Source organism: Microbulbifer maximicatervae (SeqCode) (assembly GCF_052467955.1).
In genome coordinates this window covers 2,975,915-2,990,420 of record NZ_CP174329.1, presented here as the reverse complement: position 1 = coordinate 2,990,420, position 14,506 = coordinate 2,975,915, and the positions used below count along the sequence as shown (strand labels likewise).

At 52.1% G+C, this 14,506-nt stretch carries 12 protein-coding genes; 2 read left to right on the top strand and 10 right to left on the bottom strand.

The annotated features are described in order from the left end of the window. Positions 1-53 precede the first annotated feature (53 nt). The 10 genes from ACJJI5_RS12880 to ectA all read right to left on the bottom strand — a co-directional run bounded on the left by ACJJI5_RS12880 (position 54) and on the right by ectA (position 12,229). Entirely contained in the window at positions 54-1,271 is a 1,218-nt protein-coding gene (locus ACJJI5_RS12880) for a BCCT family transporter (RefSeq protein ID WP_444908329.1), read from the bottom strand. A 123-nt stretch (positions 1,272-1,394) separates the two neighbouring features. Beyond that, on the bottom strand, positions 1,395-3,068 hold the full coding sequence (gene betA / locus ACJJI5_RS12875) for a choline dehydrogenase (protein ID WP_445354255.1): 1,674 nt from the start codon (positions 3,066-3,068) through the stop codon (positions 1,395-1,397). 12 nt (positions 3,069-3,080) lie between these two features. Further along, positions 3,081-4,544, bottom strand: a complete 1,464-nt coding sequence (gene betB, locus ACJJI5_RS12870; RefSeq protein WP_445354254.1) for a betaine-aldehyde dehydrogenase — start codon at positions 4,542-4,544, stop codon at positions 3,081-3,083. A 529-nt stretch (positions 4,545-5,073) separates the two neighbouring features. Next, complete coding sequence (locus ACJJI5_RS12865; protein WP_445354253.1) at positions 5,074-6,492, bottom strand: sodium/proline symporter; 1,419 nt, start codon at positions 6,490-6,492, stop codon at positions 5,074-5,076. A 67-nt stretch (positions 6,493-6,559) separates the two neighbouring features. Continuing rightward, positions 6,560-7,477 (bottom strand): TPR end-of-group domain-containing protein, encoded by a 918-nt coding sequence (locus ACJJI5_RS12860; protein ID WP_444908325.1) that lies wholly within the window; start codon positions 7,475-7,477, stop codon positions 6,560-6,562. After that, complete coding sequence (locus ACJJI5_RS12855; RefSeq protein WP_445354252.1) at positions 7,462-8,892, bottom strand: aspartate kinase; 1,431 nt, start codon at positions 8,890-8,892, stop codon at positions 7,462-7,464. Before ACJJI5_RS12855 ends, ACJJI5_RS12860 begins: the two co-directional genes overlap by 16 nt. A 62-nt stretch (positions 8,893-8,954) precedes the next feature. Next, the gene (gene thpD, locus ACJJI5_RS12850; RefSeq protein WP_445354251.1) at positions 8,955-9,872 is read right to left on the bottom strand and encodes an ectoine hydroxylase; all 918 of its coding nucleotides are present in this window, start codon (positions 9,870-9,872) and stop codon (positions 8,955-8,957) included. 24 nt (positions 9,873-9,896) lie between these two features. Then, positions 9,897-10,301: an ectoine synthase gene (locus tag ACJJI5_RS12845; protein WP_445354250.1), complete on the bottom strand. Its 405-nt coding sequence runs from the start codon at positions 10,299-10,301 to the stop codon at positions 9,897-9,899. 111 nt (positions 10,302-10,412) lie between these two features. Next, on the bottom strand, positions 10,413-11,708 hold the full coding sequence (ectB, locus tag ACJJI5_RS12840) for a diaminobutyrate--2-oxoglutarate transaminase (RefSeq protein WP_413665775.1): 1,296 nt from the start codon (positions 11,706-11,708) through the stop codon (positions 10,413-10,415). Positions 11,709-11,719: 11 nt separating this feature from the next. Beyond that, entirely contained in the window at positions 11,720-12,229 is a 510-nt protein-coding gene (gene ectA, locus ACJJI5_RS12835) for a diaminobutyrate acetyltransferase (protein WP_445354249.1), read from the bottom strand. 449 nt (positions 12,230-12,678) lie between these two features. Here ectA and ACJJI5_RS12830 point away from each other — a divergent pair, with 449 nt between their 5' ends. Then, positions 12,679-13,230 carry a MarR family winged helix-turn-helix transcriptional regulator gene (locus ACJJI5_RS12830; protein ID WP_444933173.1) on the top strand — a complete coding sequence of 184 codons (552 nt, stop codon included), beginning with the start codon at positions 12,679-12,681 and terminating at the stop codon, positions 13,228-13,230. A gap of 158 nt (positions 13,231-13,388) precedes the next feature. Next, the gene (locus ACJJI5_RS12825; RefSeq protein WP_445354248.1) at positions 13,389-14,453 is read left to right on the top strand and encodes an FAD-dependent oxidoreductase; all 1,065 of its coding nucleotides are present in this window, start codon (positions 13,389-13,391) and stop codon (positions 14,451-14,453) included. Positions 14,454-14,506: the final 53 nt, after the last annotated feature.

Here is a 14,506-nt window from a genome sequence, read left to right as displayed (position 1 = left end):
CCACTTATTTATATTTTGTAGCCCCCGCCAAACCAGGCGGGGGATTTCAACAGTTAGCTCGCCAGTTCGATCTTGCTAAAGTCGATCTTGTTTTCTTTAGGCGAGGAGTCGATAGCTGCTACCGCCCTGAAGCGCTTCACCAGGATGTAACCCAGGCAGCAGAAGAAAATGCCAATTACCAGAGCGCCGATCCACTGGATTTGCAGGAAGTCGAGCTTGAACAACAGGGTGAGCAGGCTCATCGCTGCCAGGTTCAGTACGAAGTATTTCCACTTACCCAGACGCGCAACGGTCATACCTAGGTTGTCGGTGTACAGGCGAATCAGGGAGTCCAGTGAGTTGATCACGAAAGTAACACCCACAATGATCATGGCCAGGTTATAGAAGCCAGTAGTATCCAGGCCCTGGCTGGAATAGTAGTAAAGCACGGTGAACCACAGTGCGATGGGGATGGATGGGAAGATCAGCATCGCCGCCAGCACTTGGTAAGTGCGCAGACCGCCCACAAAGCGGGAGGTAAACTGGCCAATCATAATGCTCCACGCAAACCACCAGAACAGGTAGAACTCGTGGTAGTCATTCAGCGGCAGCACGAACTGGTGGATATTACCGAAGTAACCGCCGAGCAGCGCAAAGGTGGAAGCGAAGTCGCCAACGCTACCGTTTTCACCGGTAAAGGCACCGACCCACATTACCGCGATCAGGCCAATAAACATCCAGGTAGTCGCCAGGCTGAGGAAGCGCACATAGCGCAGGCTGGTGGATGAGTAGACCGCAGCGGCGATCACGGCAAATACGATCAGGTAGAAGGTACCAACAATGGTTTCACCATCGCCAACCTGTGGCAGATACCAGGGCAGGTTGCTAAGCAGCAGGTAGGCGGTAAACGCGCAGGTACCGATAATCACCACGTTGTTGATCAGCTTTACCAGGCCGATCTCAAAGAATTTAACTTTGGGCTCGATAATGCAGAAGTAAAAACAGGTGAGGAAGTAGAAACCCCAGATCAGGAAGGCCCAAAAACCAAACTCAATCGCGAGTGCGTTGGTGAAGCCATATTCTGGGTTTGCGGCTAGGTCTGCATAGCCACCGAACTCGGTGAGGGGGAACATGATAAGGCCTACATCGAGGCCGGAGGTGAAAAGGATCGCTATAAAAGTGAAGGTTTTAACCGGGGTCACCCCGACCATCTTCACATTTCCCCATTTAATCAGCGAGAAAATTATTGCCGTGAAGGTAAATAATAATCCCGCAGAAAGCCAAGCTGTCATGCTGAGTCTCCAGCTAGTTATTGGTATGCCGGCGCCCCTCAAGGGCGTTGCTGTGCGAGATTTGAGTATCCCCGTCGCATTTGAAGGGGGCAGTCAAATCTCTGCCAGAGCGCCGACGTAAATTCAGCTCACTGAGCGCGCAGGGCGGCCAGGTCGCTGAGTGCTGGTAGCTTTGGTCGCTACCGATGCCTCGGAGGGCGCCAATACAGGGCGCCCTAAAATCAGGTCAGCAGCCCGCTCCGCCACCATAATGGTGGGCGCATTCAGGTTGCCGTTGGGAATGGTTGGGAAGATGGAGGAATCTACAACTCTTAAACCCTGCAAACCGTGTACGCGGGTTTCCGGGTCTACCACTGCCATTACATCAGTGCCCATCTTGCAGGAGCAGGACGGGTGGTAAGCACTCTCGACGGATTCCCGTACGAAAGCGTCAATTTGTTCATCAGTCTGGATATCGGTGCCAGGCTGGATTTCATCGCCCCGGTACTCGTCGAAAGCCGGCTGATTGATAATCTCTCGAGTCAGTCGTACACAAGCGCGGAAACCCTCAACATCCTCTTTCTCCTGTAAATAATTAAACAGGATGGAAGGGGATTGCTTGGGATCACTGCTCACCACTTTGACCCTGCCGCGACTCTTGGGCTTGTTGTGCCCGATATGCACCTGGAAGCCGTGGCCGTCGAAAGCTTCGCGGCCGTCATAGCGCATGGCTGCCGGCAGGAAGTGATATTGCAGGTCCGGCCACTCCACATTTTCTTTGGAGCGAATAAAACCGCAGGACTCGAAATGGTTGGTGGCTCCGAGGCCATCCTTCTTCAGTATCCAGCGGGCGCCGATCAGGAATTTATTCCAGGGGTCGAGCTTGCCATTCAGGGAAATCGGCTGGTTGCAGCGGAACTGGAAATAGAACTCCAGATGATCCTGCAAGTTTTGGCCGACGCCGGGGAGTTCGTGTTGGAGTTCGATACCGGCTTCTGCCAGTGTGTCGGGATCTCCGATTCCGGAGAGCTGAAGAAGGTGAGGGGAGCCGATGGGACCTGCGCTGAGGATGACTTCCTGCCGCGCCTTGAACTCCAAGATCTTTCCCTTGCGTTCAAGTTTGATTCCGACTGCCCGTTTACCTTCCAGAATCACCTTATGTACAGTGGCGTGGGTCAATACCGTCAAATTGGGGCGCTGCATTGCCGGTTTCAGGTAGGCGTTGGCGGTAGACCAACGCTTTCCATCTTTTACCGTCATATGCATGGGGCCAAAGCCCTCTTGCTGCTCACCGTTGTAATCTGCGGTGTAGTCGTAGCCAGCTTCTTTACCGGCTTCGATAAAGGCTCCATAAAGGGGGTTGGCCATCTCATTGCCGTTATTGACCCCCAGAGGACCTTCGTCGCCACGGTAATCGTCACCGCCGAAAGCCCAGGTCTCAGAGCGTTTGAAGTAGGGCAGACAGTGCGCATAGTCCCAGCCTTCGGCGCCGTGCTGTGCCCACTCATCAAAGTCTTTGGCGTGCCCGCGCACGTAAACCATCCCGTTAATCGAGGATGAACCCCCGAGCACCTTGCCTCTGGGGCAATGCATGCTGCGGTTGTCCAAGTACGGCTCTGGTTCAGTCATAAACTGCCAGGCGTACTTGTCGGTATTCATGGGAATAGATAGTGCGGTGGGCATCTGGATAAAGATGCTGCGATCACTACCTCCTGTCTCTACCAGGAGGACTTTTTTATCTTCCTGGGCAGACAGGCGGTTGGCCAGAACGCAACCGGCAGAGCCGGCGCCGACAATGATGTAGTCAAACTCACTCATACAGGGTACCGCTTAAAATGGACTTTCCAGTGGTGCCAGGCCCACATACACCGCTTTTAGCTGGGTGTAGTGGTTCAGGGTCGCAAGTCCATTTTCGCGTCCGATTCCGGATAACTTGTATCCGCCTACCGGCATTTCTGCCGGGGAAGCGCCGTAGGCATTAATCCAGCAGATACCCGCTTGCATTTGGTGGATAACACGGTGGGCGCGAGTGATATCACGGGTAAATACGCCGGCGGCGAGGCCCAAACGGGTATCGTTAGCGCGGCGGATCACCTCGTCCTCGTCATCAAAGACCAGTACCGACATTACCGGGCCGAAGATCTCTTCGCGGCAAATGGTCATATCGTCATGACAGTCGGTGAATACAGTGGGAGCAACGAAGTAACCGTTAGGTGAATTCTCAGGTGAGAGGGTGTGGCCGCCGCAGAACAGGGTCGCGCCTTCCTCTTTACCCTTGCTGATGTAGTCCATCACCAGTTGCTGGTGCTTGGCAGAAATCAGGGCGCCGAAGTTGGTGTCCGGATTCATCGGATCACCGGCAATAATATTTTGCTCAACACGCTCCTTCAGGCGAGCAAGGAACTGATCGTGGATGCTGCGGTGTACAAATACCCGGGTACCGTTGGTGCAGATTTCACCCTGGGTGTAGAAGTTGCCCAGCATGGCAGCAGAAACGGCTTGCTCCAGGTCGGCATCATCAAAGATCACCAGCGGGGACTTGCCTCCCAGCTCCATGGTGACTTCTTTCAGGTTCGCAGCGGCCGCAGCCATCACTTTCTTACCGGTACCTACTTCGCCAGTAAAAGATACCTTCGCTATATCCGGGTGGTTGGTCAGCCAAGCGCCGACCTTGCCGTCACCCTGGATTACGTTGAACACACCAGGAGGCATGCCTGCTTCAATAAAAATTTCGGCCAGCTTCAAAGCACCTTTGGGGGTTTCTTCGGAAGGCTTGAAGATCATGGCGTTACCGCAGGCCAGGGCCGGGGCGGCTTTCCAGCAAGCAATTTGTAAGGGGTAGTTCCAGGCACCGATTCCGGCGCAGATGCCCAGGGGCTCGCGGCGGGTGTAGTAGAAGTCCTCACCGACTTGCTGCTGATTGCCTTCAATGCCTGCAGCCAGGCCGGCAAAGAATTCGATGGAGTCGGCCCCAGTCACCACGTCGACAACACTGGCTTCCTGCCAGGGCTTGCCGGTATCAGCCACTTCGATAGCTGCCAGTTCGTCGTTGCGCTCGCGCAAAAGTGCTACTGCTTTCAGCAGGATGCGACTGCGTTCTACCGGCATCATCGCTGACCACTGGGCAAAACCGCGCTTGGCGCTCTCGATGGTTTCTGCCAATACTTTCTCGTCGGCAACCTCAACCTGATAGCTGACTTCGTTGGTCGCCGGGTTATATACATCAAAGCACTCGCCGCTCTCATTCGACAGGTAGCGGCCGTCTACAAAATTCCGTTGTTTGTCCAGTGACATCTGTCTCTCCATACTGCTTTAACAGAGGGTCAGTCGGTTGTTCGTTGGCGATGGACTTGAAGGGCGCAATGGGCCGATCGTGAAGGTCCAGTCATCATAAAAAAGGGCCGGTCTGACGAAGACATTTGTCCCTAATCGTCAGATTCCAGCCCGGGCTCGATAGTCGTTTATCGAGCGATATGACACAAAATGTAACATATTTTTAATTTGAACTCTAATTGTTAGCACTCAATGCAACAAAGCTGGTGGATTCGTAGGAGGATTTATTTTTCAGCGACTACAGAGTTAATCCGTATTTTCAAGGGTTAAAAGTGGGCTGGGTTGGGCCAAAAATCTCATTTGAACTCTATAAAAAGCACTGTATAAATTTTGCTCAATCTGGCTATCTCGGGGTCAAGTCAGGTGCCCGAAAGGCGGGGGCTTCGGGCGGCAGGAGATAGAATTTGTCGCTTTTGGGGGAGGAGGCTCTAGCTGGTGAAGGTCTGGCAGGTGGGGAGGCTCTACCTCCCCAGAATTACGTTGAGTGAATTTAACTGTTTGCCTCGCGTAAAGTGGAGGTTTGGCGGTTCAGGCTGGCCAGATATAGCACTGCTAACCCAGCTGCAATACCCGGCAATCCCTCATAGATCACGCCGTGATACCCCAGTAGCCGCCAGGTAATCGCTGCTGTAAAGCCGATAATCACTGCTGCGATAGCGGTTGCCTGGGATGGCTTACCCCCAAAACACAATACCAGGAGTAGGGGGCCAAATGCGCTGGCAAGTCCCGACCAAGCGAAAATAACCAGGCTGAACACACTTTGGCTGTTGGCGAGCGCCAACAGCAATGCGCCGCCGGTTATCGCAACTGTGACAAGCTTGAGAAACCAGGTTTTTTCAATCTTGTGCGGAAGAATATCGTGGGTAATGGCTGCGGAGCAGCTGAGCAGCAGGGAGTCTGCGGTGGACATGGTTGCGGCAAAGATACCGGCCAGGATCAGCCCAACAAAAACAGGGGGCAACAAATCCATAGCCATGGTGGGAAGAGCAAGCTCCGCATCAAAGCTCCCTGTATCGGCAATAAACACTCTGGATAGCAGGCCGACCCCGGTGGCCATGCAATAGAAAAGGATAAACCACAGATAGTACCAGGCCCTTGCCCGGTTCATCTTGCTGGAATCCCTCAGGGTCATAAATCGGACCATTACGTGGGGCTGTCCAATCACAGACAATCCGGCAAAACCCCAACTGATCACAAAGAGTATCACCCCGCCCCAGCCCGCAAAGGCGAGCCCCTCGGGAAACCAATGGGTAAAACCTTCGATAGCCTGCATTTGTATCGCCGCACTGGCGATACCACCCAAGTTGGCAAGGGCGACAACTAGGAGTGCTGCCATAGCCCCCATCATAACGATGGATTGGGCCGCATCAGTCCAAATGGACGCGCGGATGCCGCCAGCTAAACAGTAGAGGCATACAAGCACAGCTCCTACTACAGCACCGGACCACAGGGGCCAATCCAGCAGTACGTGCAGGGCTTTGCTGCCGGCAACCATTTGGGCAGAGGCATAAGTTAGTAAAAACAACAGGGAAATGATGCCGATCAGGCGCTGCAGGGCTGAGTACTTCTGTCCGTGCCAGTTACTGAGAACACCTGCGTAGCTGACTTCACCACTTGAACTGGTAGCGGTCCTCAATCGCTTGTGTACATAGAGGGAAGCCAGAAAATCACCGGCAATCCACCCCACCATCAACCAGATGGAGGCCAACCCAGTGGTGTAGGTATAGCCGATAACCCCGATAAACATATAGCCGCTATTGTTCGTTGCCACGGCAGACAACCCCACCAGCCAGGGGGAGACACCACTGCTGGCAAGGTAATAGTCGGCTTTGGTTTGACGGCTGAACATCGCAGAAGAGAGGCCGACCAGAGTGAACAAAAGTAAAAAACCAAGAAATGAATAGATCATCGGCAATCCTATTATTTTTATCCCGTATTATTTTATGGGTTGGTCTTCAGAGGTTATCCGAATATTTCTAGCTCCCCTTGCCACCGCTTTGCGGCGAGGGAGTATTGGCAATAACCTGGTCGAGTTCCTCAAATACTTCACTTTCCGCTAGAGGCTGTAAGGCACTATCAACCAGGATTTCATCGCGGTAGCTTTCCCGCCTTTTAATGGCTTCCGCCAGATAACGCAGCGCTTCATCAAATTGACCCATGGCAGTATGGGCGCATGCTAGTTGGTAGAAGGCATGGCTGTTATCCGGGTCAATACCCAGGGCCTGGTGACAAAGATTGGCGGCCCACTGGGGTTCATTGAGCTCCAGCACTGCATCAGCTTTATAGGTAAGGGCTTCTACATCCTCGTGGCGGAGGCGCAAAATCTCGTCGTAAATGGCAATTTTATTGGCCACTGAGGATTCCTGTTGAGCGCGCAGCCACAGGGACTGTACTTCCTGGGTTAGCTCGATTTCCTCGCGGTTTTCTTCAATATGTTGTGTTTTCTGTTGAAGCTGCTTCTCTATAACTTCCAAGCGCTTTTCGTATTCCTGGACCAGCTTTGAGATCTCCTCATCGGCCAGAGAGTGTACCCGCTCTTTAATGTCCTGGAATGACCGCCAGCCAACTAAAACCAAAATTGAAGTGGCGGCGGCTATCAAGTAGAAAAAGTAGGTAACCGTATCGGTTGCGTAGGCTACGGCTCGATCGACAGAGTTGTGTTCACGATCGACAATTTGCTGAATCAATTCCTGCTTGGCATTAGCCTGATCGATTCGCAGCTGCTTAATTTCGTCGAGCATATAGCGCTCGACGAAGGGTGTGTATAAGGGCTTCTCAAGGGTGTCGACCTCGCTTTGCGCACTGTCTTTCTTCTTTTCTTCCGCTTCCTGGGAAATAGAGGTGGCGGAAGTAAATAAAAAGAGCAGGGCACAAAGGCTCAGGATGCGAGGCATATCGCCGTCCCGTGATTGTAAATTTCTACCAGTGCCTCGTGTAGTGTCCGAACGGCTGCGTCATAGTCTGGCTCGTTAACGATGAACTGCATATCCACATGACGCAGGGACTGGTGCATGGCGAGCACGCGGATATTGCTTTTGGACATCGACTGCACCGCTTTGGCCAGCACGCCGGGGATTTGCATATCGCTACCGATGGCTGAAACTATGGCGACTTTGCGCTGGTTCAGTTCGGCTTCGGGAAAATGCTCTTCCAATGCAGCCTGAATCCGCTTGATTGTTTTCAAGTTGGTGGAGAGGAAATGGGTAAGGGTATTGGCATTAGTGTTTTTGGAAATAATATGGGCTTTGAAGCGCTTGATAACCAATAGCACTTCGCGATCGTAATCGTGGATGCTGCCCGCCATATCCTGGTCAAACAACTCCAGGGCGTAAACCCCTTTACAGCCGGCAATAATTTCCACTCGTGGAGAATCGCTGATGTAGTCACCGGTAATCAGGGTGCCGGCGTGCTCAGGCTCGAAGGTGTTTTTTACCCTGAGAGGGATATTTTGCTGGCGCAGCCCCTTGGCGGCTTTGGGGTGAATCGCTTCCATCCCCAGATTGGCCAACTGGTCGGCCACATCGTAGTTGGTGCGGCCGATGGGCACTGCATTTCCCTCTCCCACCAGGCGGGGGTCTGCACTGCTCAGGTGGAACTCTTTGTGAATCACCGCCTCCTTTGCCCCGGTGAGGACGGCGAGACGGCTAAAAGTCATCTCGCTATAGCCCCGATCAAACGAGATCAGCAGGCCCTTATCGCTATGGGCATAGCCGGTAACAATGGGTAGCTGTTTGCTTAAGTCGATAGTGGCAAAGGCATCCCGGATACGCTCATCCAGGGGAATGTGCTTGTTGGTGCGCCAGCCAGTCAGGTCGACAAAGCAGGCATTTACACCATCACGTTGCAACAGTTTCGAAGTGTTCCATGCGCTGTGGGCCTCGCCGAGGCTGGCTAACATCTCCCTTACCGTGCCCAAGTGGGCGTCGAGGGAGAAGTGGCCGTGCTGACAGAGGCTTTGCAGGTCTCTCAGGCATTTTTTCGCGCTCTCCAGCCTTTCATCCAAAAACAAGTTCGCTTCCGCAAGAAGATCGCCATGCCCGAAAAGGCGTTCGTTGATTTGCCGCAGTGCTGCCCGAAGTTCATCAAACTTAACCAGCCAGCTATCGTCCTCAATACTGCTGGAGAAGAGGGCATAGATACCCGGTAGACCACTTTTCTTGTGCTCTAGAAGCAGGTCAGTAATACCGCCGTAGGCAGAGACTACAAAAACACGATTGTAGATCCCCTTGGAGTCACCTTTGATAATATTATCCCGGACCGCTTCGTAGTCCGTCATAGAGGTGCCGCCAATCTTTTCTATCGTATGCATCGTCTCTTACTGGTCCTTCTTTCTCTTAAAAACTGGGTGAGCGCTTTGAATTGAGATTTGCTTCAGATAATAGAAATTGATTTCCTCGCACAGATGTATTCCGGCCTGGGAGGCAGATTGCAAAACGGAGCCTCCACCTTGTTGCTCAAGGCATTAAAAACAAAAAACAAATTAGACCTCGGGTCGGGGCTGATATTGCTGCTGGAGCCATGCATTAAGTTGCAGTCAAACACAACAATACTGCCGGGCTTGCCTGTAATAGCTGAGATCCCACCATTGGATACCAGGGATCTCAAATGGCTATCTGAGGGAATACCAAGCTCCTGCTTTTTCAGTGAGCTGAGATAGTTCTTTTTTGGTGTTTCCCCATCGCAAGCAATGTAATGGCGGTGGGACTTGGGAATCAGCATCAACGGGCCGTTAAAATGATGATTCTCTGTTAAGGTAATGGAGATGCTGAGTGCCCGCATACGGGGCATGCCGTCCTCGACATGCCAGGTTTCAAAATCGGAGTGCCAATAAAAATCTTTCCCGCGAAAACCAGGTTTGTAGTTCGCGCGAGACTGATGAATATAAACCTCATCACCCAAAATACATTTCGCAATACTTGATAGTCGCTGATCCCTGGAAAGCCGGTTAAAAATTTGGCTGCTTTTGTGGATACGAAAGACTGAGCGCACTTCGTTACTTTCAGGCTCGGTGATAATTTCTTCCGACTTGTCAGTGTGTCTGCGCTGTTTAATCTCCGCCAGCTCTTGCGTAAAAAGGTTAATCTCCGCCTGGGAAAACAAATTCTCCAGTACAACAAAGCCCTGTTCTGCATAGCGCTTGAGTTGCGATGGTGCCAGTGGGGAGAGGGACTGGCAGTCCCCATACACAATTGGATCTTTGCGCACCCTGGTACCACCCAGAAGGCCCGGTTTTCGGGAGGGGTAGCAATCTTCCCTGGTAACACTTGAGCTATCTGGAAGGTACTTCATGGATACTGCCCTATGACTGACTAATTATTCATCAATCTTGTCAGCCTCAAGTTCGTAGGCTCCCTCAGCATTGTGTACTTCCTTGCCATTCAAAGGGGGGTTAAATACACAGGCCATAGTCATTTCTTCAAAGGCTCTTAAAATGTGCCGGTCATGCTTATCGAGAATATAGATAGTTCCAGGTTCGATAGGGTGCCTCTTGCCATCCTCAAGAGTTTCTACCTCACCTCTGCCGGAAATGCAGTAAACCGCTTCCAAATGGTTTTGATAGTGCATTTGGAAATCAGCATCTGCATAAATAGTGGTGATATGGAAAGAAAAGCCCATTTCATCATCTTTAAGCAGGAGTCGGGTGCTCTCCCAGTTGCTATCCGGTGAAACAACCCGGCGGCCGGATTTTTTAGCTTCCTGTAAACTTCTGACAATCATTGGTATTTCGCTGTTTCGTGTGTATTCGAGTCTGGCTGGTCAGCAATATTCTTAGTTTGCAGCCTGCACAGTTGGGTCTTTTACGTGAACCTTTTCAGAGGCCCTTAAAGTCTAGCAGGCTTCAAAAAAGACTCTTTCCTCAGGCATATCCCGCTCTCCGGCACAGACTTCCCGGATAGCGGATTCAATAATGTCGATCCCTTTTTTAAGGTTTTGATCGGTGATAATCAGTGGGCAAAGGAGCTTAACGATCTGGTCATCGGCTCCGCTGGTTTCAATAATCAGCCCCTGCTTGAATGCCAGTTTGGTGATCTTTCCAGCAAGTTCGCCGCTGATGCAGTCGATACCCTGAAACATCCCCCGGCCTTTGGTGGTGAAGTTACCCTCACCATATCGGCTGACAATTTCATTCAAACGCTCGGAAATGTATTTGCCCTTGCGTTTAATCTCCCGTGAGAAGTTTTCGTCAGACCAGTAATGATCGATAGCGGCTTTCGCAGTTACAAAAGCCAGATTGTTGCCACGGAAAGTGCCGTTGTGCTCACCGGGCTTCCACTGGTCCAGTTCTGGTTTCATTAGCACCAGCGCAAATGGCAGCCCATAGCCACTGAGGGATTTGGATAGCGTAATGATATCGGGTTCGATACCGGCCTCTTCAAAGCTGAAAAAGTTGCCCGTGCGGCCGCAGCCAGCCTGGATATCATCGACAATAAAAAGTAAGCCGTGTTTTTTGCAGACGGATTGAAGGTTTCTTAGCCACTCGATACTGGCCGCATTGATACCGCCTTCCCCTTGAACTGTCTCAACAATCACTGCTGCGGGAGAATTAATACCGCTGCTGGAATCTGAGAGGACTTTATCGAGGTATTCTGTGGTATCGATATTTTTGCCCAGGTAGTCGTCAAAGGGCATGCGGTGCGTACCATTGAGGCTGACACCGGCAGCATCCCTGTGATGCGAGTTGCCGGTGGCGGCCAGCGAGCCAAGGCTTACGCCATGGAAACCGTTGGTAAAGGTGACGATATTCTGCTGCCCGGTTACATTGCGGGCAATTTTCATCGCCGCCTCTACCGCATTCGTCCCAGTCGGACCGGTAAACTGCACCACGTACTCCATATTCCGCGGCTTGAGAATTTTCTCATTCAGTGCCTGTAGGAATTCACCCTTGGCCCTGGTGTGCATGTCGAGGCCGTGAGTAATTCCATCGGCCTCGATGTAATCTTGCAGTGCCTGCTTGAACAGCGGGTTGTTGTGCCCGTAGTTGAGCGTGCCGGCACCCGCCAGGAAATCCAGATACTGATTTCCCTCCTCATCCCACATCAGCTCGCCTTTTGCGCGATTGAAGACTCGCGGAAAGGAGCGGGCATAGCTTTGCACTTCTGATTCAATCTCATCAAAGATCTTCATGATTTTCTCTTTTATGGTGTTTCTTCGAGGGCGAAAGGCCCGATGCGGACAAGGGTTTCGGAGTCGTGCAGCCCATCAAAGTGGGCTTGAGAGTCCATCCAGGGTGAGGAGTGAAGATCGACCGATAATTTATCGGCGACACTGTGGAAGAGCGCCCAAGACGGCAGGTTGTGTTCTGTAATCGTGGTCTCGATATATCTGACCGAACCACAGTGAGGGCGCTCAAGGATGTGACTTATCATCCGGGAGGCCAGTCCAAGCCCCCTAGCTTTCTCGTCGACGGCCACCTGCCAGACAAAGAGGGTATCTGTACGGTCGGGGATGATATACCCGGAAATAAAGCCCAGCAGCTCTCCATCAACCTCTGCGGCGACTGAGGTGTTGGCGAAATGGCTGCAGTGGAGGAGGTTGCAGTAGCTGGAGTTTGTATCCAGGGGAGGGCAACGTTTGATCAATCGGTAAGTGGCCATCCCATCTTCAATCACTGGACTGCGCAACAAAATATTTTCTGAGCTAGACAAAAAACCTTCCCAACCGACTAAATATTTTTTCACCTCTAAATATTTACCTGCACAAGTGTTGAGCAAATGGCGTAAATATAGCTTTCTAGAGGCATTTTTATGCCGGGTTACTAGTAAAAATGCTTTGAACGCTAAATATCGTACACAAATTAAATTCAAAGTCCAGGATGCTTGAGGCGAATCAAGTCACAATATTTGACCTAGAAATGCCTGGATATGTGGGATATACAGCCTATAGGTAGGTAAAAATAATATTTTGAGGTCGATAAAATTTTCTATTGGACATACCGGCTGAGAGATCGCCTGACCATAAAATGGACAGTTTTGTGATGGAGCCTGAGGCTTTTGTGGGGGTGATGTTTCGCAGTCGGGTTATAAGCGTTTAGTGATTGAGGGGTACGGCGATATAATTCCGGCAATCACCCTGACTCCATGATTGAGAGGTAACTTTGAACAGTATCGAACAAGTGCTAGTGGCCCTGCGGCGGGTAATAAGGGCCACGGACCTGCACTCCAAACACCTGGCTAAAACCACCGGCTTAACCGCCCCGCAGGTGTTGTTGCTACAGGCTATTCGCAATAAGGGTGAAGTGACTATTGGCGAACTTGCAAATGAGGTTAGCCTGAGCCAGGCAACAGTAACCAATATTTTGGATCGCCTAGAGAAGAGGGGGTTTGTTTACCGCCAGCGCTCCCAAACCGATAAGCGCAAGGTGCACGCCTACCTCACGGAAGAGGCTACTGAAACGCTGCGCGACGCTCCCATCCCGCTTCAGGACCAGTTTGCTCGCCAGTTTGGCGATCTAAAAGACTGGGAGCAAAGCATGATTATTGCTTCACTACAGCGCGTTGCCCAAATGATGGACGCTCAGCATATCGATGCCTCCCCAGTACTGGATATCGGTGTTCTGGATCGCCAGGGTGCCTCAATGGATAAGCCCGCAACGGCACTGGGCTACAGTGACATCCCCGACTCCTCCGACAGAGATAAAAGTACTTAAGTAGCGACACCGGAGAAGAGGGGCTATGCACACATTTAGCGTGTATAACCCCCCTCTACAGCGGTAGAAATTTGTCTAAGCTTGCAGCAGCAAGCTCCCTGTAGCGATCGAGGCATTCTGTGTCGACCGGTTGAGCTTTCAGGCTACAAATTGTATCGATGGACATCCTTGTGATTGGTGCCGGTCCGACCGGATTGACTGCTGCAGTCGCCCTCACTTCCGTGGGGCTGAAGTGCCGTATTGTTGAGCGCAAAAACAGCCCCTCTGAACTCTCTCGCGCTGTTGGCATTATGCCAGCCACCATTGATGCCCTTCGGGAGCTGGGCGCCGCAGCCCCCTTTCTTGCAGAGGCAATGCCCCTGAGGAAAATGCACATATTGCGCGATGAGAGAACCCTGGTTTATATCGACAACAGCGGGAATGAGTTTCGCGATAGGGTGCCTCTCGGGTTGCCGCAAAATCGGACCGAGGGAATCCTCAGGGACATTCTTGCCGAGAGGGGCGTCGAAGTTGAGTACGGGGTCTCAGTCACTAACATCACAACCACCCCAGACAAGGCGGCCGTCAATTTCTCAGACAATACCAGCGCCTCTTTTGATTGGGTGATTGCCGCAGACGGTATACAGTCCGCCGTACGACAGCAGCTGAAAATACAGTACCCTGGCATTGATCTGCCCAATAAGTGGTCAATTGCGGATGTGGATTTGAGAGGAAGCTTCGATCCGGAAGAGATTGCCTTGGACCTGTACGGCGGGGAAGGTGAGTTCACCTTGGTACTCCCTATCGAACGGCGACGCGCTCGCATCGCATCATCAACCGAAGATGCCCTGGCAACCCTCAGGCTGCCGATAGAAATCGCCAACATCCGAAGGACCGCAGCCTTCAAAATCTCCATCCGACAGGCAGAAACTTACCGAAAGCACCGGGTGTTGTTGGCTGGAGACGCAGCCCATTGCCACTCTCCAGTGGGAGGGAAGGGGATGAATCTGGGCATGGCTGATGCCATAGCCGCAGCATCTGCTATCGCTAACGGTGCGGTCGATAGCTACTCTACCTCCCGGCATGAGGCAGGGGAGTCTGTGGTTAAGAAAACAGAGCTGGCGAGAAAGCTGATCTCCTCGAGCAATCCTTTGGCAAAATCGGCATTGTGGCTATCGGCCCACTGCATCGCCTCAGTGCCTCCGGTTCATCGCGCCTTTATGCGGCAGTGGACGGCGGTCTGAGTATCAATTTCGAGGGTGAGTTGAGGCAAAAGTGGACATAGGTGACAGGCTAG

What these genes read in the sequence shown, in the direction of transcription:
- ACJJI5_RS12880 (WP_444908329.1), bottom strand. Translation starts at nt 1,271, where the DNA reads ATGACAGCTTGGCTTTCTGCGGGATTATTATTTACCTTCACGGCAATA.
- betA (WP_445354255.1), bottom strand. Translation starts at nt 3,068, where the DNA reads ATGAGTGAGTTTGACTACATCATTGTCGGCGCCGGCTCTGCCGGTTGC.
- betB (WP_445354254.1), bottom strand. Translation starts at nt 4,544, where the DNA reads ATGTCACTGGACAAACAACGGAATTTTGTAGACGGCCGCTACCTGTCG.
- ACJJI5_RS12865 (WP_445354253.1), bottom strand. Translation starts at nt 6,492, where the DNA reads ATGATCTATTCATTTCTTGGTTTTTTACTTTTGTTCACTCTGGTCGGC.
- ACJJI5_RS12860 (WP_444908325.1), bottom strand. Translation starts at nt 7,477, where the DNA reads ATGCCTCGCATCCTGAGCCTTTGTGCCCTGCTCTTTTTATTTACTTCC.
- ACJJI5_RS12855 (WP_445354252.1), bottom strand. Translation starts at nt 8,892, where the DNA reads ATGCATACGATAGAAAAGATTGGCGGCACCTCTATGACGGACTACGAA.
- thpD (WP_445354251.1), bottom strand. Translation starts at nt 9,872, where the DNA reads ATGAAGTACCTTCCAGATAGCTCAAGTGTTACCAGGGAAGATTGCTAC.
- ACJJI5_RS12845 (WP_445354250.1), bottom strand. Translation starts at nt 10,301, where the DNA reads ATGATTGTCAGAAGTTTACAGGAAGCTAAAAAATCCGGCCGCCGGGTT.
- ectB (WP_413665775.1), bottom strand. Translation starts at nt 11,708, where the DNA reads ATGAAGATCTTTGATGAGATTGAATCAGAAGTGCAAAGCTATGCCCGC.
- ACJJI5_RS12825 (WP_445354248.1), top strand. Translation starts at nt 13,389, where the DNA reads ATGGACATCCTTGTGATTGGTGCCGGTCCGACCGGATTGACTGCTGCA.